This window comes from Candidatus Diapherotrites archaeon, from assembly GCA_040755695.1.
GTDB lineage: Archaea > Iainarchaeota > Iainarchaeia > Iainarchaeales > 1-14-0-10-31-34 > JBFMAK01.
Window position 1 is genome coordinate 194,658 of sequence record JBFMAK010000001.1, and the last position, 19,285, is coordinate 213,942.

At 38.3% G+C, this 19,285-nt stretch carries 17 protein-coding genes and 1 tRNA gene; 6 read left to right on the top strand and 12 right to left on the bottom strand.

Going from position 1 to position 19,285, the window contains the following annotated elements; all coding sequences use genetic code 11:
• Positions 1 to 7: 7 nt before the first annotated feature.
• A complete protein-coding gene (locus tag AB1467_01140) occupies positions 8 to 1,216 on the bottom strand; it encodes a DNA methyltransferase (protein MEW6294884.1) in 1,209 nt (402 codons plus the stop codon).
• A 3-nt stretch (positions 1,217 to 1,219) separates the two neighbouring features.
• The gene (locus AB1467_01145) at positions 1,220 to 1,942 is read right to left on the bottom strand and encodes a 50S ribosomal protein L16 (GenBank protein ID MEW6294885.1); all 723 of its coding nucleotides are present in this window, start codon (positions 1,940 to 1,942) and stop codon (positions 1,220 to 1,222) included.
• 110 nt (positions 1,943 to 2,052) lie between these two features.
• Here AB1467_01145 and AB1467_01150 point away from each other — a divergent pair, with 110 nt between their 5' ends.
• The 6 genes from AB1467_01150 to AB1467_01175 all read left to right on the top strand — a co-directional run bounded on the left by AB1467_01150 (position 2,053) and on the right by AB1467_01175 (position 5,468).
• On the top strand, positions 2,053 to 2,289 hold the full coding sequence (locus AB1467_01150) for a glutaredoxin domain-containing protein (GenBank protein MEW6294886.1): 237 nt from the start codon (positions 2,053 to 2,055) through the stop codon (positions 2,287 to 2,289).
• Between the two features lie 150 nt (positions 2,290 to 2,439).
• A tRNA-Cys gene (locus AB1467_01155) sits at positions 2,440 to 2,705 on the top strand.
• Positions 2,706 to 2,810: 105 nt separating this feature from the next.
• The gene (locus AB1467_01160; GenBank protein MEW6294887.1) at positions 2,811 to 2,984 is read left to right on the top strand and encodes a hypothetical protein; all 174 of its coding nucleotides are present in this window, start codon (positions 2,811 to 2,813) and stop codon (positions 2,982 to 2,984) included.
• Between the two features lie 52 nt (positions 2,985 to 3,036).
• Positions 3,037 to 3,900: a THUMP domain-containing protein gene (locus AB1467_01165; protein ID MEW6294888.1), complete on the top strand. Its 864-nt coding sequence runs from the start codon at positions 3,037 to 3,039 to the stop codon at positions 3,898 to 3,900.
• 18 nt (positions 3,901 to 3,918) lie between these two features.
• Positions 3,919 to 4,197 (top strand): hypothetical protein, encoded by a 279-nt coding sequence (locus AB1467_01170; protein ID MEW6294889.1) that lies wholly within the window; start codon positions 3,919 to 3,921, stop codon positions 4,195 to 4,197.
• Positions 4,197 to 5,468 carry a DNA repair exonuclease gene (locus AB1467_01175; GenBank protein ID MEW6294890.1) on the top strand — a complete coding sequence of 424 codons (1,272 nt, stop codon included), beginning with the start codon at positions 4,197 to 4,199 and terminating at the stop codon, positions 5,466 to 5,468. Before AB1467_01170 ends, AB1467_01175 begins: the two co-directional genes overlap by 1 nt.
• Here AB1467_01175 and AB1467_01180 read toward each other — a convergent pair.
• From AB1467_01180 to top6B, 10 genes are all read right to left on the bottom strand, one after another.
• Positions 5,452 to 6,825 (bottom strand): CoA-binding protein, encoded by a 1,374-nt coding sequence (locus AB1467_01180; protein MEW6294891.1) that lies wholly within the window; start codon positions 6,823 to 6,825, stop codon positions 5,452 to 5,454. The genes AB1467_01175 and AB1467_01180 overlap by 17 nt on opposite strands.
• Position 6,826: 1 nt before the next feature.
• On the bottom strand, positions 6,827 to 7,150 hold the full coding sequence (gene cutA / locus AB1467_01185; GenBank protein ID MEW6294892.1) for a divalent-cation tolerance protein CutA: 324 nt from the start codon (positions 7,148 to 7,150) through the stop codon (positions 6,827 to 6,829).
• A 76-nt stretch (positions 7,151 to 7,226) separates the two neighbouring features.
• On the bottom strand, positions 7,227 to 8,150 hold the full coding sequence (locus tag AB1467_01190) for a thiamine pyrophosphate-dependent enzyme (protein MEW6294893.1): 924 nt from the start codon (positions 8,148 to 8,150) through the stop codon (positions 7,227 to 7,229).
• Positions 8,138 to 9,274 carry a transketolase C-terminal domain-containing protein gene (locus AB1467_01195; protein MEW6294894.1) on the bottom strand — a complete coding sequence of 379 codons (1,137 nt, stop codon included), beginning with the start codon at positions 9,272 to 9,274 and terminating at the stop codon, positions 8,138 to 8,140. Before AB1467_01195 ends, AB1467_01190 begins: the two co-directional genes overlap by 13 nt.
• A 10-nt stretch (positions 9,275 to 9,284) precedes the next feature.
• Entirely contained in the window at positions 9,285 to 9,590 is a 306-nt protein-coding gene (locus tag AB1467_01200) for a 4Fe-4S dicluster-binding protein (protein MEW6294895.1), read from the bottom strand.
• The gene (locus tag AB1467_01205; protein ID MEW6294896.1) at positions 9,587 to 10,114 is read right to left on the bottom strand and encodes a 2-oxoacid:acceptor oxidoreductase family protein; all 528 of its coding nucleotides are present in this window, start codon (positions 10,112 to 10,114) and stop codon (positions 9,587 to 9,589) included. Before AB1467_01205 ends, AB1467_01200 begins: the two co-directional genes overlap by 4 nt.
• A gap of 62 nt (positions 10,115 to 10,176) precedes the next feature.
• Positions 10,177 to 10,926, bottom strand: a complete 750-nt coding sequence (locus AB1467_01210) for a ZIP family metal transporter (GenBank protein MEW6294897.1) — start codon at positions 10,924 to 10,926, stop codon at positions 10,177 to 10,179.
• Between the two features lie 16 nt (positions 10,927 to 10,942).
• Positions 10,943 to 11,605, bottom strand: a complete 663-nt coding sequence (locus AB1467_01215) for an SdpI family protein (protein ID MEW6294898.1) — start codon at positions 11,603 to 11,605, stop codon at positions 10,943 to 10,945.
• Positions 11,606 to 11,662: 57 nt separating this feature from the next.
• Entirely contained in the window at positions 11,663 to 14,368 is a 2,706-nt protein-coding gene (locus AB1467_01220) for an LAGLIDADG family homing endonuclease (GenBank protein ID MEW6294899.1), read from the bottom strand.
• Positions 14,369 to 19,276, bottom strand: coding sequence for a DNA topoisomerase VI subunit B (top6B, locus tag AB1467_01225; protein MEW6294900.1), 4,908 nt, complete (start codon positions 19,274 to 19,276; stop codon positions 14,369 to 14,371).
• Between the last annotated feature and the right edge of the window lie 9 nt (positions 19,277 to 19,285).

Below are 19,285 nucleotides of genomic sequence, written 5' to 3' on the forward strand. Positions count from 1 at the left end.
GAATTAATTATTTTTTCTTTAGCAAATAGATGAGCCTTTCAATCCTGTTCTTTCTGTCGCTGTACGGGAATGGAACTGCTTTGGGGTCAATTTCAGGCATTGGGTTGTAAATAACAAAATTTTGCAGGAAAACTTTTTCGCTCACCCTGAATTTTTTTCCGCTCGCAGAAGGAATTACCGGCAGGATTATGCAGGCAATTTTTTCGAACTTCATCACTTTTGCTGCCTCATTGAAAAATCTGCTGTAAATTGCTTCAAGCCCTGAAATTATTTTCCTTGCCTTTTCCTCTGAAGGGAATTCCTTCAACAAAGGTCCCAGATGGGGCTCAGAGACAATCTGGTCAAAAGAATTCCTTTTAATGAAAGAGCTTAATTTAGTGCTGTCGCCTTCAATTATTTCCCACTCATTTTTTGCATTAAACTTCTTTGAATACCATTCAAGGTTCTTTCTCGCCTGCACTGCAGTCTCAGGATTAATTTCAATTCCAATTGCATTCAATCCATTATTCAAGGCTTCCATTGGAATTGTTGCAATCCCACAGAAAGCATCCAATACAGTGCACCCTTCACCATTTGCCTGGCTTAAGTTAAGCATTATCCTTGCAAGCCTCAAGGAAATTGCCTCCAAGGGCTTATTGCAAGGCCTTTCTTCATCCCTTTCCTTTAATTTGAATGGATCAAAGCAGGCAATACTCCTCCCAACAAACAATTCTTTTCCGTGAGAAAAAAATATTAGATCTAATCCTTTCCCAATCAAATCCCATTTCATTACATCTGAAGGATTAATCTGCCTTGAGCCCTTCTCTGTCCTCTCATGCCTTGCATGCTTTAACACAGCCTTCAGCTTTAATTCCTTAAACTTCCCTTTCAGAAAAACTAAAGCATATTCAGCCAAGGCGGAATGCCTTCCCCCAGAGAAATCGTTTACCCCGTAAAAGAATTTCTTCGGGAAAAAACCGAAATCAATTCCTTCTTGCATTCCTTTCTGTAATTCTTTTGCGCTCTCTGCACTGCACAATACTTCTGCGATCTTTACTGTGCCTCCAAGAGCATTAATTGCCTTCTGTGCATCTATTGCCCGAGGGAATTCAATTAGTGCTGCGTCCTCATTGAATGCAATAATATTGAATTCAATTTCCCTGACCTTAAAATAGCATGCAATCTCTGCCAGCGAAATTTTATTGTCCCTTCCCAAAACAAAAATCAGCTGCTGCATTATTTACTCTTCGCCTGAAATCTTTTGCTTGACCTTGTCTTTCTCTAATTCCTTCTTTAATTCAGCCTTCTTGTCTGCCTTCCCTTCCTTTTTCTCTGTCTTCTCTTCAGCCTTTTCCTCTTTTGCTTCCTCAGGCTTTGCTTCCTCTTCTTTTTTCTCTTCAATAAGCCTTACCCTCTTAGGCTTTGTTCCAATTGATGCAACATCTGTTCCAACCCTCACAGAAAGCTTGCAGGGAATCTTAGGCTGTGCCTGCATCAAAGACTTCCTTGCAGCCTCAATGAATTCCTCGTCTATCAGCATGCTGAAAATCTTCTGGCCTTTCCTGACCCTTACAGCCCTTCCAATAGGCTTGCCGTAAGCATGGCTCATGCCTTTGGTAACACGGTCTGCTCCTGCTCCTTGAGCCTGCTTGTTCTCCCTCAAAATCTGATAAGGATACACCCTAATCTTCATGAAATAATTGTCTTTTCCTGCAAGCTTTGCAATAGACTTGTTCACTGAAATCCTTGCAGACTCCAAGGCATTATCCCTTATCTGAATGCCTTCCCCCACAATCAAATCAACGACATGAGAATATTCTTTCAATGGATTGCCCATATTAAACTGCCTTGTCTTCACATAAGGAGCAGAGCCAATATAGTTCTTCCTGTGCACCTTGATGGCTAGCCTTGAGAACGCAGGCTTGTCCTTGCTCCTATAGCACTTTCCTGGCCTTAAACCCATTATTTCACCTTAAAAAAGAGAAGAATACAAAAAGCATTCAATTACCAATTCTTTCCTCGAAATGCTTTAAAATACTTTTCCTTGAATGCTATTTAATCGGAGGCAATAAAATGAATGTAATTGTATACTCTACGCCAACATGCCCTTACTGCCATATGGTAAAAGACTACCTCAAACAAAAAAATGTTTCCTTTCAAGACATTGACGTTGCAAGAGACCAGAGCAAAGCCCAAGAAATGATAAAGAAATCAGGCCAAATGGGAGTGCCAGTAATAGACATAGACGGCAAAATCATAATAGGCTTCGACAGGCCAAGACTGGAAGAAATACTCAAAAACAACAAATAATCCTATTTTTTCTTTTTTCAATTACTATTCTTTTTAATTAATTACCCACTCAATAATTAATTAAATCACAAGTTTTCGGCGCAGCCGAAATCCTATTATTGTCCTTTCAGGGCAATAATAGTGTGTAGTGTCAACTGATAATATTCAGTTGCTGGGGTGGCAGAGAGGCCATGCACCCGCCTGCAGTCCCAAGCCTTTTCTCTTTTTAGGAAAAAGAGAAAAGTCTACGGTCTATCCAAAAGAGAAAAAAAATTGCAGTTTATTATTTTCTTTTTTGGGGCACAATTAAAACCAATGGTTTTAATGTGCATTTAATTCCTCCGGGAATTAAATTGCAACGTACCACTTTTTTCTTTTTAAAAAAGAAAAAAGGGGCCGTGAGCGGGAGATCGAGGGTTCGAGTCCCTCCCTCAGCTTTTCTTTTTTTCCTAATTTTCGGGTTGAATTCAGAAAGAATTAAAAAGGGTGAATGTGTTACTATAATAGTTTTTCAATTTTAATCGTTTTTGGGAGGTAGAGTTATGGCAAATGTATGCGATAAAAAAGGAGGTCTAGTTTTCGGAATAATCCTAATCATATTAGGTCTTGGCTGGCTGTCAAGCGATTTGGGGTGGCTCGCACAAAACATTTCATGGGGTGCATTAATAGTCATATGGTTGGGGATTGGAGCTCTATTCATGTGCATGAAGAAATAAAAACCAAAAAAATTAATTGTTTTTTAATTCCTTTTCTTTCATATTTTCTTAAATGCCAGAAGAAACTCTCCTACTAATAAAAACTGCCTCAGAGATCGCCATAAAAAGCCATTTCGTGAGAAACTACTTCACTAAAAAATTAATTAAAAACATAAAGAACTCCCTGAAGGCAAAAGGCATAAAAGCAGAAAAAATAATTAGAGGGCAAGGCTTCCTACTCTTATATACAGAAAAAGGGCAGGAAACAATAAAACTTCTGGAAAAGATTTTTGGAATTCACTCAATTGCAAAAACAAAAGAAAGTTATGTAGAAGACATGATTGATATTAAGCAGGCTGTCTTCTCTTACGCAAAAAAATTCCTGCTCCCGGGAGAAGGCTTTGCCCTGCGCGTTTCAAGGGAGGGCGAGCACAGCTTTTCTTCACGGGATATTGCAGTACAGTGCGGCAAAAAAATAATGGATTCAATTCCCGGCCTGAAAGTAGACCTTTCAAAGCCAAAAAAAGAATTGTTCATTGAACTGCATGAAAAGCAGCTTTTATTATATTCAAAAAAGATTTCTGGCCCTAAAGGCCTTCCAGTAGGTGTAGAGGGAAAGGCTGCAGTCCTGTTCAATGGCACAAAGGATGATTTCACTGCCTCTATTTTGATGATGAAGAGGGGCTGCAGGATTACTGCATTAATTGAAAAGAAGAATCCTAAAATAAATAGAACCCTCAAGAAACTGCTGGAGTGGAATTCCTTTAAGCCAATAAAAACAATTTTCTGGAATGAATTGCGGAAGGACAATAGAATAAAAGCTCTGGTTTTGCCTTTAACTAAATTGAATAATAAAACGCTGCAGGAAATTGCATCAATAAAAAACAAAAGCAATACTATGGTATTAGAGCCGGCTCTCTTTTGCTCTCATATTTAAAGGAGTTTGAGCAAAAAATTGATTATGCTGAATAGAAGGGAAGCCGAATTAAGAAGAAAAATAATAGAATTGACTAAATATATTCAAAGACTTGATAAAACCATAAAATTGCCCCAAACCTCTGTTTTAGAAAAACAATACAGGACTTCGCTTTTGCGCGCTGCAAATGAAGCAATAAAAGAAAAAATAGAAAAAGGGAAAGAGCTTGGCAGATTAAGGCATGAATTGAAATTATTGAAAACAAAAAAAAGAAAACCTAAAATTCCTCAAATCAGGAAAACCAGAAGGAGACCTTAATGAGGATTGCAGTTATATCTGACCTACACTTGGGTTTTGGCAGGAAAACTGAAAGGGAAGAAGAAAGCTATGATAATGCAAGGCAGGCATTCGAGCAGGCGCTCAAAGAAAAAATTGATTTAATCCTTATTCCAGGAGACATATTTGATGCCTCTGTCCCGAGCACTGAAAGCTGGCACAAGGCATTCAAGCTGTTTTCAATTCCAGAAAAAATTAAAAAAGAAGATATTTCGATTGAAACAGGGAAAAAGAAAATTCATTTCTCAGGCATTCCAATCATTGCAATCCACGGAACCCACGAGTACAGAGGAAAAGAATACAAGAACTCTCTTCAGGTGCTTGAGAGCGCAGGAAAAATAATTTACTTGCACGCGCAAACAGCAGAAATAACAAAAGGGAAAGAGAGAATTGCAGTGCACGGCCTTGGAGGCATACCAGAAAAAAAGGCCTTGGAGGTATTCAGGCTCTGGAACCCAAAGCCATTGCACGGAATAAAGAATTTCCTTATGTTCCACCAGTCCATAAAAGAGTTCCTTGCAACAGAAGACGAAATGAGCGTTACACTTTCACTTGAACATTTGCCTAAAGGCTTTAATTACTACATTGACGGCCACTTGCACTGGAATTCACAAAAAAAATTGAATGAAGGCCTTTTCATTGTAAGCGGCTCAACCATTATAACGCAAATGAAAAAACTGGAGTCAGAGAAACCAAAAGGATTCACAATAATTGATACAGAAAAAATGGATTGTAATTTTACTCCAATTGAAAAACAGAGGAGGCTTTACTACAAGAAATTCTCTTTCCATAATTCTTCAATGGAAGAAGTAAAGAATTCAGTGAAGGAATTCATTCAAGAAAGCCTGAAAGAAAACAATTCAGAATTAACCCCCTTGATGAGAATAAAGCTTTCAGGCACTCTAGCAAAAGGCCTCTCGCAAGGCGATTTGGACTTAAAGGAGATAAATGAAGGCTTCTCCGGAAAGGCAATTCTTTCAATTGAAAAGGATTTTTCCCTGCAGGAATTCAAGAAAAAAATCTCTGAGCTCAGGGAAATGCAGAAATCAAAGCAGTCCATTGCCGCCCTCGGATTCCAATTGCTCGAAAAGCATTTGGGGGCAACGAACTTCAGCAAGGAAATCGAAATGAAGCGGTTGTTTGACCTTTTAGCAGAAGACGAAATAGAAAAAGCAGAGCAGTTCATTCTTGAAGCAAAAGCAAAAAAAGGAATTAAAGAAAAAAGAAAAGAAAAGATCAGCGACTTTGCCTGAAATAGTATTCTGTTAATGCCTTCAGTGATTTTGCTGCATTGAATGCGCTGCTGAAGGTGTTTATTTCCTCTTTCTCTAATGCCTTCTTGTGTATTTCGCTGTACTCGCCCCCGGCAGAAACAACAAGCATTGGCTTTGCGTGCTTTACCCTTATTTCTTGCACTACCTCAATTACCTCTGAGTCAATTGTTGGAACCTGAAATAATAATATTACAATTAGTGAATCAACATTAGGGTCTGATATGACTGCCTCCAACACAGTCTTGTATCTCTTGTTGTCTGCGTCCCCTGTTAAGTCAATTGGGTTCTTTATTATTGCATAAGGGGGGCAGTTCTTTTTTATTTCCGCTTTCTTTTCTTGTGTCATTTCAGCCAACTTCAATCCGTGCTGTAATACAGCATCTGTTGCTAATACTCCGTAGCCTCCTCCGTTGGTGATTATCTGCACTCTGTCACCTTTAGGCACAGGCTCTCTTTCAAAAACCCTTGCATAATCGAATACTTCCTCCATTGTTGTTGCAGCAATCATTCCTGTCTGCTTTACCATTGCCTTGTATACTTCAATGCTTCCAGCCAATGCGCCAGTATGGCTTTGCGTTGCTTTTGCGCCTCCTTCAGTTATGCCTCCCTTAATGAAGATTACAGGCTTGCGTTTTGCCACAAGCTTTGCTTTCTCGAAGAACTTTCTTCCGTGCTTTACTCCCTCCAAGTAAATTACAATAACCTTTGTTTCCTTGTCTTTTCCTAAGTATTCAAGGAGGTCTGCTTCATCTATGTCCATTGCATTTCCGTAAGAAATGAATTTGTTTATTCCATATCCTTTCAGTGAAGCCCAGTCAAGTATTGCTGAACCTAAAGCTCCTGACTGGCTTATGAAAGAAATCCTTCCGTTGTGGGGCCTCTCAAGCCTGTATGAAGGCAGGAATAATGTGTCTACTCCATGCTTTAAATGCATTACTCCAAGGCAATTTGGGCCTATTACCCTCATTCTGGGGAACTTCTTCATTGCTTCAGCTAATTTCTTTGTTAGTTCTTCATTCCCAATCTCATGGAATCCTGCGCTGATGATAATTAATGCTTTCACCCTCTTTTTCCCGCATTCAATTACTGTTTGAGGAACAAATTCTGATGGAACGCAGATTACAGCCAAGTCAATTTTGAAGGGGGCATCCTTTATTGAACTATAAACCTTGCGGTCTAAAATTTTCCCAAGTTTTGGATTGACTGGAACAATCTTTCCCTTGAATTTTGAGGTAATGAAGTTCTCCATTATCACATGCCCTATTTTGCCAGGGTCATGGGAAGCCCCAATTACTGCAATATTCTTGGGCTTAAAAAAATAATCTAAGGAATTCATTTTAGTCATCCCCTATTTCAACCATTTCTTTGACCCATTCAAAGTATTCATTGCTGCCTTTAATGATTGGAATAAAAGAGATTGCAGGATTCTCATAAGAATGGATTTTTTTGACTTCCCTTACAATTTCTTCTGCCTTGACTTCAACTGTTTTTGCCAGAATCAATGTTTCTGTTTCCCTGCAAAGCTTTCCCTTCCAGTAATAAATTGAATTAATTTTAGGCACAATATTGGCGCAGGCAATCAAGCGCTTTCTAACAAGGATTTTAGCAATATTTTTTGCTTCCTTCAAATTCTTTGCAGTAATGTAAACCAGCACAAACATTTTTCAACCGCCTCTGCCAGTTGACGTCAGTGTACTACATTCGTTGCGCTCAGTAGTACTTACTTCGTAAACTGTTTTAATATTCACTCACGTTCCAGAATTCTCCCTTATTGAATTTCTCCCATTCTTCATTTATTTGCTTCTGTATTACTGCAATTTCATCTTTATTCAGGTGGGCATATCTTCCCTGCATTTTGAGTGCCTCTTCAATTGGAATCATCCTTGGCTGAACTGTCACCTTGAAGAAATTGTTTTCTATTTCATACAAAGGCCATATGCCTGACTGGACCATTAGCTCGCCAATTTTTCTTCCTTTGTCCTGGTCCAAGAGCCAGCCCGGAATGCATGGCGCAAGCAATTCAATGTATTTAGGGCCATTGATTGATGCTGCCTTCTGCAGTTTCTTAATGAAATCCAATGGGAATGCAGTGCAGGCAGTTGCAACATATGGCGCTCCATGCGCCAGCATTATTTTTGTCATGTGCTTTCTCGGGTGAATGTTTCCTTCGGTCCTGCCTGCAACAATTGGGGTAGTAGAAGTTCTTGCATACAATGGTGTTGCAGCAGTCCTCTGGTAGCCTGTATTGGCGAAAACCTCATTGTTGTAGCATACGTGAATTATGTTTTCGTACCTGTCAAACATTCCGCTCAAGGCCTGAAAGCCTATGTCGTATGTTGCCCCGTCCCCTGCATAAACCACAATTACTGCTTTTTTATCTAACCCTTTTCTCTTGAGGCCTGCGAGAATTCCTGCTGCAGTTGAATCAGCATTCTCTATTGCGTTGTGCACCCAGTTCACTTTATAGGGAGTGAAAGGATAATTTGCTGTCAGGGTCATGCATCCAGCGCTGTTCACCATTATTGCATTCTTTCCTAGTGCCTTGAAAACATATTTAATTCCCAGTACTGGCTGGCAGCCAGAGCAAGCAAAAGTGCCTCCTCCAATGAAGTCTTCTCTTCCAATTTCTTTTATTGTTTCTATTGCTTTCACATCAGCCATTTTCTCTCCTCTTTTCTTGCCTTAAGCAATTCATTGAATATTGCCTTGAAGTCTTTTACTGAAACCATTTTTCCTCCTAGAGAAATAATGTAATTTGACACTGTCTTTTTTCCGTCTGCAATACATGCTTTAATTTCGGGATAAAGGATTCCTGAAATTCCAGCAGAAATATTCTGGTCCACTACAGCAATCCTTTTCGCTTTCTTTAATGCATTTTTTATTTTCTCTTCAGGGAATGGTCGAAGAATTCTAATTCTAAGCAATCCCGCTTTTTTTCCTTTTTTTCTCATTTGCCTTACAGCAGCCTTTGCAATAGTGGAATTTGCTCCCATCATTACAATTACTGCCCGCGCGTCTTTGCTGTAAAATTCTTCAATTAAGTCATAATTCCTTCCAGTCAACTTGAACCATTCCTTGTGCGCTTCCTCCAAGGCCTTTAATGCATTCAATTGCGCTTTATGTAATTGGCTCTTGAAGTACATGTATTCTTCAATGCAGGGCGTCCCCAAAGTCATTGGCTTACACAAATCGATTTTCACTTCCAGTTTCAGTTCAGGCAGAAATTTGTCTACAAGCTCTTGTTCTGGAATATTCACTTCCTCTCTTGTGTAAGACAGAATGAACCCATCCATTCCAACAAGTGAAGGCAGAAGAATCCTCTTGTCCTCTGAGACTTTGAAAGCAATAATAATTGAGTCTAAAAGTTCCTGGTTTGTTTCAGCCATGAACAAAAGCCAGCCTGAATCCCTCATTGCCAGAAAATCATTATGGTCAGGCCATAAAGTTATTGGGGCAGCTATTGCCCTGCAGCCGTTAACCATTACTACAGGCATTCTTGTGCCTGAAACAATTGGAAGAATTTCATGCATTAACATTAATCCCTGCGATGATGTTGAAGTGAAAGTCCTGTTCTCTGTCATCTCAGAGCCTAATGCAGCGCTCAACACAGAGTGCTCTGATTCTGCAAAGAGGAGCTCCAAGTCAATTTTTCCTTCTGCCTTCCATTCGGAGAGTATTTCCATTAATTCTGTTTGAGGGGTAATTGGAAATACTGGGATTACCTGCACTTTGCAGAGCTTTACAGCCCAGGCGCAAGCACTGTTTCCGTCAAGCAATTCAATCATTCATTCACCTTTATTCCCCTTTTGCTTTCACCATTTCAATGCATTTCACAGGGCAGACTTCAGCGCAGGAAGCACAACCCTTGCATATCTGAAAATCAAATTGAATTGAGTCGTCAGGCATTCTCTTTACTGCTGTGTCAGGGCAGTGAAGCCAGCATAACAGGCACTTGATGCACTTGCTTGAATCAATTTTCGGCTTTAACATCTTCCACGAGCCAGTGTCAGGCATTTCGCCCATTCCCGTAATTGAAGCAGGGATTCCTTTTATGCCTTCATACTTCAATTCTTTTTCTGCAACTAGCCTGCTTCCCTTCATTGTTTCACCATTTCAAAGCATTTCCTTGCAGCATTCATGTTCTTTGAAATTAATTCTTCCTTTTTTGCCCCCAATTCAATTCTAACAGCTTCCTCAAGTTTCTCAAAAGAGATTTCAAGGAACAATTTCAGGAAGGCCCCAAGCATTGCAATGTTTGCTGTCTGCCTTCCTGTCTCCTGCAGTGCAATCGATGTTGCGTCCATAACCCAGAAATTTTTCTTTTCGATTTTCTCGTGCGAGTTGATAAGGACTTTTGTTTCCTTTTTTGCTCCGCTCAAGGTCTTCTTTCTTTCAATTGTGTCGTCCAGTATTATAATGAAGTCAGGCTCAAAGATATAGCCCCTCAATTCAATTGGCTTCCTGTCAATCCTTACAAAGCTTGTCACTGGGGCACCCTGTCTTTCAGCTCCATACACGGCAAAATCCTGTGTCTGGAACCCGCTTAAGTATGCAGCCCTTGCAATTATTTGCGCGCTCTTCTTTACGCCTTGGCCTCCTCTCCCATGGATCCTTACTTCAATCATTTTTTGTTCACTCGCTGAAAACCATAAAGATTAAGGAAAAAGATTAAATAAAATTAGCGTTTTCAGCCCAAAAACTTGAGTGAAAGCATTAAAAGTATCCCAAAAACAAAAGCAATCAATTGAGCAAAAGATTTTTCCATTTTAACTTCTTTATGCATTTCAGGAACCAAATCACTCAAAGCAATGTACATGAAGTTTCCTGCAGCAAAAGGAATAAGATAAAATAAATAATTAGAGAAAGAAAAGAACTGGCTGAATACAATCACAATTAATGCCCCAGCAAAAGAGGTTAATGCAGTCAGGAAATTCAATTTGAGCGCCTTCACTTTGCTCAGGCCAGCATGAATTAATACTCCAAAATCCCCTATCTCCTGAGGTATCTCATGAAATATTACTGCAATTGTTGTTGCAATGCCTACTGGAATTGAAGCAATAAAGCTGCCTGCAATAATTACTCCGTCAATGAAATTATGCACTGAATCCCCGACCAGATTCATGTAAGCCAAAGGATGAGGGTGTTCCTCCGAGGTTGCAACATGGCAGTGCCTCCACTGAATGAACTTCTCCATAACAAAAGAAACTATTATCCCCAACAAAACAAAAAAAGACAATTCAAGCGTGAAACCTTTCCCTGCTGCCTCAGGAAGCAAGTGAATAAATACATCACCTAAAAGGCCTCCAGCAGAAAAGCTCACCAAGTAAAGCAGAGCCTTCCTTAAAGCAGAATCCTTCAAAGAAAAAGTGAACACCCCAATAAAAGAAATCAGGCTCACAACCAGAACGCTTGCAAGAACATAAATTAATTCAGTCAATTAGAAACCACTCTAATTACTTCTTCTTTTTTTCTTTTTCTTCAAGTTCCCTAAACTCGAAATAAGAGTAAAGAACAGACCAAGCCAGGATGAGAATCAATGGAACGAAAAGAATCCAGAAAAAGAACTCAGGCAGAACAATTCCCAACAACAAAATCAACGCATAAAGCCTGAATAACTTGCCTCCCATTTTATGGGTCTTATTCCATACTTCATCGCTTGCAAGAGTCCAGGGAAGCCTTATTCCAATCAAGTAATTCCTTTTGGCTTTGCTTATAAGGAAACCACAGAAATAAAATAAAAGAGAGAAACCAGGAACAAGCATTACAACAAAATCAAACCTTTTTCCCAAATTCCAGAAAATTGAAAGCAGGTAAAGGTAAACCATGAAGAAAATGAATACAGCCCTGAAGATGTCATACTCCCTCCTAAACAACTGAATATTTTTCTTGAGAGGATCAATTTTGGGCACAACCCATAACACCAGATACAAGATAACAATCATTACCGGAATCAAAAAGAGCGCGTAAGCCTTTGACATAAAGCCGTCAGCTTCGCCTGCAATATTCCAGTGCGTCACCATTAATGCAGGCATAAAAGAATATGCAGCAAAAGCAGAAACAAAAATCATTACAATAAGCAGAACCTGCATGAACTCAAGCAAAAAAGGCCTTTTCATTGCATCACAATACAATTAGAAAAGAAAGAAATAAAAAGCAAACAATTAATTTGCAGTTTAAGGCAGGAAATCCTTTGACTTGATTTTTTGGGGCAGGTAGTCTTCTGTTATGAACCTGATCCCCTTCTTGCTTAAGGCTTCCAGTTCCAGCTTGATTGCCTTGTCTTTCATTCTGGCGAATTCTTCCTGCCATTCCTTTTTCCTGAACCACTCATAGCCCTTCATTTCATTAAGTCTTTTCTCATCCAACTTATTCAACTTGATTGTCACTTCCTTCGGAATCTTGAATGTCTCAACATCTTTCACTGTAAGGCCAATGTATTTGGTCTCAGGCGTTGCAAGCTTCTCTTCAGAGTAACTCAAAGAAATTGAGCCTTGTTTTATCACAGAATAAATGTACATTCCCCAGGGGTCTGCATCCATCAAAGCAAAAACAGGAAGCTTGAATTCCCTGTTCAGCCTTTGCACAAGCCTTCTTTCAGCCCTTGAAGGCTGGCCTCTTCCGGTGATTATAATGCACTTGTTCTTCTGCCAGAACCTGTCTTCATTAAACCTTTTCCAGACAGCATCTTTTTCAATGAACAAGACATATTCTGCACTCAAGTCCTTTATTTCAATTTTTTCTGGCTCAACATTTGAGGGAACACCCCAGCCGCCAGAACCCATTTTAGTCAAGTCAATTGTGTCCTTTCCGTCCTTTATCTTTAGGTCTCCTGCAATCACCCCTTTTGAAGAAGCAGCCAAATGCAGTTCTTCCCTCAGTAAATTCAATGAAGCCTCAATGTCTTCTATGCAGGGGTCCGAGTTATGCAGAAGCAATAATCCTGTTCCTCCAATAAAATTTTGAATTGGTCTGACACAGAAATCCATTGTATATTCTGGCACTTCAGCTTTTTCTATTGATTTTATTTTATCCCAGTAAATGTCTGACTCAAGAATTAATTGCAATTGTTGAACATATTCATTGTTTGCATTTCCTAATGTGGAAATTATTTTTCTGACCATGTTTCTACTTACTTTTTCGCTTTTTTCAATGCGGCTAAAATTCATTTCTTTATGGGTTTTTTCTCCTAACGCAATTCCTTTTCTGGCTTTTTTGATTAAATTCCCGATTCCAGAAATCTTATCGCTTGAAGTCATTGTTGTTTTTTCAAAGGAATCATTATAATCACCAGTAATTTTTGAAAGTTCTCCTGAGTAATCCCTGTTTCCTACTCTAACCTCAAAAGCGTTGTGTTTTGGAAGGGTTCTCTTGTATTCATAGATATTTGCAAATAACCCTAATCTCAATAGAAGGAATGTTATTCCGTCAACTAATTTTTTGCTTGTTGTGTGAAACCTTATTTCGAATCTTGGTCCTTTGCTTCCATCCTCTCTTCTGAAACTGTAAATAAATGCTTGAATGCATTCTTTTGGGGAATCCAATAGTAATGGAGGAATTTCTTTATCCCAGGCTTTCTCAAACTTTAATCCAACTCCATATTGCAATATGTGTGAAAGTGAGTCATAGCCAACATTTAGTCTATACGTGCCGTCTTTGCATTTAAGTAATTTCTTTGAGGAACATCCCCCAAAGATTTCTTCGAAAGCTTGCTTGAATTCCTGTAAATATTCAATTGATTTGTTGTTTATTGATACTCTGAACTCTTTTCTTTTTCTTTCTATTATTGATAAACTTCCTTCACTCAAAAGAGCCCCCAAAACAATTCCCAATCCCCTTTTCTTTTCAATAGTGCATTTATATTTATGTTGTGATCCTTTTCCAGAGATTCTAATCTTTGGCATTAAGTCCTCTATCTGGGGGTTGGTTTCTTTTATCAGTTTTAGTGGAAGCGTTTTCCAGTGTTCCCAATTGGCTTTTACAGTCGGCGGATTGTTCTTAAACTTATTTTTTAAAATATATTCTTTCACTCTCTCTTTTCCAATTCTATTTATGGTCAAATTTATAGTTTCTTTGTCTGATTTCAAATAGATTTTTTCAATTATTTCTTCAGGAGCATTTTCAATTAAAGAGTAGATTATATTTATTGGTTCAGTGTTTTCTTTTATTGAGATTCTTCTTGGAATTGCGATGTAGCCCCCTTTTTTCAGTTCTGATGTTTTTATTTCAACTGGAAACCCTTCTCTTACGGTAAATAAACTGTGTGATTTTGTTACTTTTACAGCTCTCCCTGAACTAGTTTTGATTTTGACTGCCTCATTTGGCGGATGAACGATTATGTAATCTGTTTTGTGTTCTGCGATTTTTTGTTGGCTATCAAATCCGCACACACTAATATTATTAATTGATATAATTTTTCTTTCAGGTTCATCAACTTCGACTGTGCCATTTTTTTCAGCAAACCTTACAACCTCGTCTGCACTTACTAATTTTAATTTTCCGTTTAATCTTACCAAGACAGTTTCATCCGGGCAGATGCTTTCACTCTGGTCTTCAAAAGTGTTTTCCTGTGTGCCTTCAATTGTGTGCTTTAACGCATAATACAAGTCCCTGATTGAAATCGTTGCCTTTTCTTCTATTACTTTCCTTATTTCTGATGCAACCAGTAATGTCTGCATGAATTTTCTTGTGTGGGCAATATTCAGGAACTGCCTTTGGGACATCTTGTCGCCTAATTTTATTGTCTGGCTCTTTTTATCGAAATAAATATTGTTCAATGACCTTACAGGAAGTTCATAAGAGGGATTCCTGCCTGCTTCAATCTGCTGCAATATATCCTGGCCTGCCTCAACCAGCTTCTTTACTACTTCCTTGTCTTCCATTTACTCTTCACCTTCTCCTTCTCTTATTGACCCCTTTTTCTTTTTTCCTTTCCCTTCCTTCTTCTGCTTTTTGAGCTCTTTCTCAATCTCTTTCTCCAGTTCTTCATCGCTTTCCTCTTCAATCCTTTTCTCTTCCTGTTCTTCCAGCTTCAATTTTTTGAGCACGATATCAAGCAGTTTCTTTTCAATTGATTTCTTTTCTTTTCCTGTAAGCGCTGACACAGCATAAGCAACTTCTATTGCATACTTCATGTACATTCTTTTCTTTTCTTGTTTCTCTTTCTCTTTTCTTTTTCCTACAATGTATCTTACAATTTTTCTTCCTGCATCCATCAAGGCAAGCCTTAATTCTTCTAATACCTCCTCTTCGTCTGCTATTGCCTGCTTTCCTGCTGAAGTGTAAGGCACATAAACTGAAATTAGATTAACAAACACTGTCAATGGAGCATTATCTACATCCTGTATTCCATATCTCCTCCAGTCAATGGTCTGGACTGCCTTTGTTATAGCGCAGCCTCCTCCGTCAAATAATAAGGGAGCCCTGTTTGCAAACCTCATTACCTCAATCTTTCTTCCAGTGCTTTCTTCTTTTCCTTCTTCTTTATTGTTTTCGTTTTGCCTTCCTGCTTCCCCCCCATAAGCCACTGCAACCTCTACTTGAAATGGGAAGCCTCCCCTGTACACTTGAGGCTTTCTCGTTATTACGCTCAGGAATTCAGGCTTTACAATTGATTTAAGGGAAACAGTAACCTGTTCTTCGCCTATAGGCCTTAAGGAATCAGCGCTCGGAGCAATAAAGTCTATTTCCTTGAAGCATTTGATTATTTCTTCTGCTTCAGCCCATTCTAATTTCTTTGGGTCCTTGTTCATGTCAAAAGAAACTTTTTTTATTATTTCTTCTATTGCCTTGTCTCCCATCCTGTCGAATTCGTTTTTCAGGAAAGAAGAAACCTTTCTTGACTCAGCGTATTTTGCCATTGTGATTAGTTCATCCACTGTAACCCCTTTCGGGTGAGGCAGGACTGGCTGCGCAGGCTTTGGAATTTCTTTTATTGTCCTCTTGAATGTTGTCTTTGCTCCTTCAGGGTCAATAAAGGTTATTTCAGCGTGAGGATTGGCAATTGCAGTCCTCCTCAAGTACTCTAAAGGCCCTTGCTCTGAAACCCTGTACAGTACGTCCTTGAATTTTGCCTGGATTGCAACCCCCCTGAAAGGCTTGTCTATTTCCTGCAGGCTCATTATTTTTGGCTCATTCTTTTTGGGGTCAATTGTTAATTCCAAAGAAATTGCTTTTCCTTTTCCTGTTCCTGTAATAACCCTCACAGGCTTTCCTGTTGTTGTCTGAGAGAACATAGTAACACCTGAATTATGGCATACAACGCCCCCTGCTATGAAATTATGGTGCCTTTCTATCTCTAAATCATAAACAAATTCTTCATTGTTTTTTTCGATTGAAATGTCTTTTACTTCGAGCCAGCAGACATCAGCATTTGCAAGATTATAAATTAACTCATTTTTCTCTCCTATTACTTGAATTACTTGCTGCAGTGAATTCCTGCTAATATTTTTGTTGTGTACGGCTGAATAGGAGGCCGTTGGAAGTGCAGTTAAAGGCAGATTGTTTTTTGCAAATAATTCTCTTATTAATGGATTTATGTTAGGGATTGTGTCAGTAAAAGTGTTTGTTTTTTTGGAATTCAATATTTTAATCAATTGTTCTGTTTTCTTGTCTTCGCTGAAACCTACTTTCTGCAAAAATTTGTACAAATTACTTTTTTCGGTTATTGTAAGCCTTTTCTGTTCTCTGCACTTATTTATGTTTGCATGAATTCCAAGCCTTAAGAGAGCATAAAACAGTTGCTCTAAGGTCAGGGGATTATATAAAATCAAACTAACAGTTCTTTTTTTGATGCTCACACTGCCTTCTGCGTCAAACAACCCTTTAACATATGCCGAAATAATTTCTTCTTTTTGGGACATCAAATTATTTGATAAAACAAAGCAATCTGATTTTTTTCCTCTCTTGACCCCAAAGAACTCAAATATTTCTGAAAGAATTTTGGGAGAGCATTGCACTGTATAATATTTCTTTTTTTCATGGAAGTATGTCTGGGTTTTCAGCCCAAATTTTTTTTCTATGATTTCTTTATATTTATTTATAAGTTCTTTATTTTTGTTTGTAAATGTAATGTTTACGCCCCATTCGTCATCTTTGCCTGAGTTTAAATGGCCGTCTCCTGCTATGAGCCCCGCAATCCACGCTGTTTCTTCATCCAAAAATAACGGTATTTTAGAATAAGTTCCATTTCTTCCGATGTTGGCTATTCTATTAATAAGTTCTTCTTCTATAAAGCCAACGTCTTCTCCTAAAATTTTTATTAATTTAAGTGTAGGCCTGCCTCGTGGATTTCTATTGTTCATTTTCCTGTTAAACCAGTTTCTAAGCCTGTCTTTTTTAATTCCAAATTTTTTTGATATTTTGTTAAGAGACTTGTATTTTTTCAAGAGCCTTTCCTTTATTTCTTGAACTAGTTCTGGCTCATCAACCTGAATTGTTAAATCATCAAATATTTCAAGCATTTTGGTTGAATTCGTAAAAGCAAATAGTTTATTTGGCGCTGCAATTTTTGTTCCTTTTATTATTTCATCTGCTCTAATCCATTCAAGTTTTCCATCATTTATTGTCAGCACAGGATTTTCAGGCGTCAAAAGAATTTGCCTTCCTTTTAAGGTATTGATTTTAATAAAATAAGGGTTTTTTATTTTCCAGAATTTTGAAATCTTTGCTGGAACAAGCTTTAATGTTTTTGAGTCAAGGCTTATGCATTCGCCTGGAATTTCTTTTTCAACAATTTCTTTAATCGGAATAATTCTGCCGTCAGAAAAAGGAACTAAAGTATCGCCTTTCATGCATGCGCCTATCCCTTGCTGTCCCCTGCTTTGCACTCTCCTGTGGAATTTTGTTCCTGCAAGCAGTTGGCCCAAGGCCTTTCCTACAGTGTCTTTTGTGAGTCCAGGGCCATTGTCTTTTGCTGTAACCTCATAGAATTCTTCTCCTAATTCTTGAATTTTGATTTCAATGTCCGGGAGAATTCCTGATGACTCACAGGCATCAAGGGAATTATGCAAGCAGATTGCTCCAAAGCCCCCAACAAAATTTTCATCTCCTCCCACTGAATAATCATAAACATATTCATTTTCTTTTGGTTCCCTTTGACTTATTTCAGTTACCTGCAATACTCCGAGATCGCCACCTAAAAACAAAGCGGTTTCTTCTGATGCTTGTGCTTCATTTATTTTGAGAGAAACAAGTTTTTCATAACTTGCTATTTGCTGCCCTCTTTTGTTTATTGCCCATTTCAGTTTTGGTTCAATTACTGCAGTAATGCCTCCAATGCTCAACGGATAAAAGTTCAAAGGAGAATTTTTCTGCTTCAAATAAAATTCAATAATATGACTTTCATTAAAATGTGTTGCAATACTTTTTACTGTTCTTTCACTTGCTTTTTTGCTTTGATAACTGTAAGAATAACTCAATGCAGACAGCAGGTATTGCAGATCAACAATCAGTTCGCTGCTTGCAGTAGCTAAAGTGATTTTTTGATTCAATTCAAATCTCTTTTCTTTTAGGCAGTTGAAAAGTTTTTGTGACGGATAACCATCTCCTGAAAGATAAGCAAAAAGAAATTCCCTTGCGAGATCTTCGCTTGCATTAAAAACAATTCCAGGAATTCTTTTCTGCCTTGCACCTAAACCACAGCCAAATATGTTTATTAGAATAAATGCTATTGTTGAAGGCAGTTCAATGTTTACTGCTGTCTCATGGGCTTTTCTTATCACTGGCTTGAATCCAAACAATTCTTTGATTATTCCTGAATTGTATTCAATTATTTCTTTTTTGTGGGCGCCAAATGAAAGGCTTGAAGATTTTAATGTTTTTCTTGTGCTTCCTTCAGCAATAAAAAATCCAAGGAACTGCATTAGCCCAGAGTTTACCTCCAGTTCAATCCCTATTTTGTACTTGCAGTGCCTTGCCCCAAGCCTGCAGTCGTAAAACAGTTTTCTTTCTTCTTGGCTTAAAATTTTTAATAGTCTTACAGGCAGCCTGTCGCATTTCATGTAATTCCTGTAAAAATCCAAGTGCCTTTCAGTTGGGTTCAATTGAGATTTTATTTTATTCTTGATTTGTTCATTTGAATATAGAATATCTTTAACTCCAAAAATGCTGAATTCTTTTAATCTTTCATCCTCTATCTTCATGCATTCTTCCAGCAGGTTTATTTCTCTCTTTGTTTCTTCAATCCATTTATTTCTTGGAACAATAATGTAATCGCCAACATTTAATTCATCTGCTTTAATGCTTTTTGTTCTTCCGTTCTCCAAAGTAAATAGGCTGTGATGTTTTGTTGTTTCAACGCATCTATTGCCAACTGTTTTTATTTTGAATATTTTTTCAAGGTCTTTCATTCTATGCCTGTGAACCGACTTAACTTCCTTGAATTTCAATTTATTTGTTTTCTTGTCAAAACACAGCACTTCAATTTCTTTTAAATCCCTCAACGAGTCAATTTCTTGTTTTTCGTTGAACTCAAAGCCTTTCTTCTCCATTAACTCATCAATAATTTCTCCAATTCTCTCAATCTTTGCAGTCCCATTAACTCTAACAACACTTGGTGTATCCCATGTAACAGAATTCGTGGAATATTCATGTATTATTGTTGTTAGCGTTCTAACTTTCCCGAAAAGCCCAAGCATCTGCCTGTTCTTCTTGAAGAATTCCGCTACGCTGTGCTCCTTGAAGTCTTTTGCTAATTCTTCTGCTGTAACCAAAGGCTTCAATTGAATGCCGGGATTGCTTTCCTGGCTCTTCTGCTGGCTTGCCTGCTGGGTTTTTACTTTTTCCTGCAAAGGATTCAC

Excerpts from the sequence above, each read along its gene's own strand:
- AB1467_01165 (MEW6294888.1), top strand. The coding sequence starts at position 3,037 with ATGCCAGAAGAAACTCTCCTACTAATAAAAACTGCCTCAGAGATCGCC.
- AB1467_01145 (MEW6294885.1), bottom strand. The coding sequence starts at position 1,942 with ATGGGTTTAAGGCCAGGAAAGTGCTATAGGAGCAAGGACAAGCCTGCG.
- AB1467_01180 (MEW6294891.1), bottom strand. The coding sequence starts at position 6,825 with ATGAATTCCTTAGATTATTTTTTTAAGCCCAAGAATATTGCAGTAATT.
- AB1467_01220 (MEW6294899.1), bottom strand. The coding sequence starts at position 14,368 with ATGGAAGACAAGGAAGTAGTAAAGAAGCTGGTTGAGGCAGGCCAGGAT.
- AB1467_01215 (MEW6294898.1), bottom strand. The coding sequence starts at position 11,605 with ATGAAAAGGCCTTTTTTGCTTGAGTTCATGCAGGTTCTGCTTATTGTA.
- AB1467_01140 (MEW6294884.1), bottom strand. The coding sequence starts at position 1,216 with ATGCAGCAGCTGATTTTTGTTTTGGGAAGGGACAATAAAATTTCGCTG.
- AB1467_01150 (MEW6294886.1), top strand. The coding sequence starts at position 2,053 with ATGAATGTAATTGTATACTCTACGCCAACATGCCCTTACTGCCATATG.
- cutA (MEW6294892.1), bottom strand. The coding sequence starts at position 7,150 with ATGTTTGTGCTGGTTTACATTACTGCAAAGAATTTGAAGGAAGCAAAA.
- AB1467_01200 (MEW6294895.1), bottom strand. The coding sequence starts at position 9,590 with ATGAAGGGAAGCAGGCTAGTTGCAGAAAAAGAATTGAAGTATGAAGGC.
- AB1467_01160 (MEW6294887.1), top strand. The coding sequence starts at position 2,811 with ATGGCAAATGTATGCGATAAAAAAGGAGGTCTAGTTTTCGGAATAATC.
- AB1467_01175 (MEW6294890.1), top strand. The coding sequence starts at position 4,197 with ATGAGGATTGCAGTTATATCTGACCTACACTTGGGTTTTGGCAGGAAA.
- AB1467_01195 (MEW6294894.1), bottom strand. The coding sequence starts at position 9,274 with ATGATTGAATTGCTTGACGGAAACAGTGCTTGCGCCTGGGCTGTAAAG.
- AB1467_01190 (MEW6294893.1), bottom strand. The coding sequence starts at position 8,150 with ATGGCTGATGTGAAAGCAATAGAAACAATAAAAGAAATTGGAAGAGAA.
- AB1467_01205 (MEW6294896.1), bottom strand. The coding sequence starts at position 10,114 with ATGATTGAAGTAAGGATCCATGGGAGAGGAGGCCAAGGCGTAAAGAAG.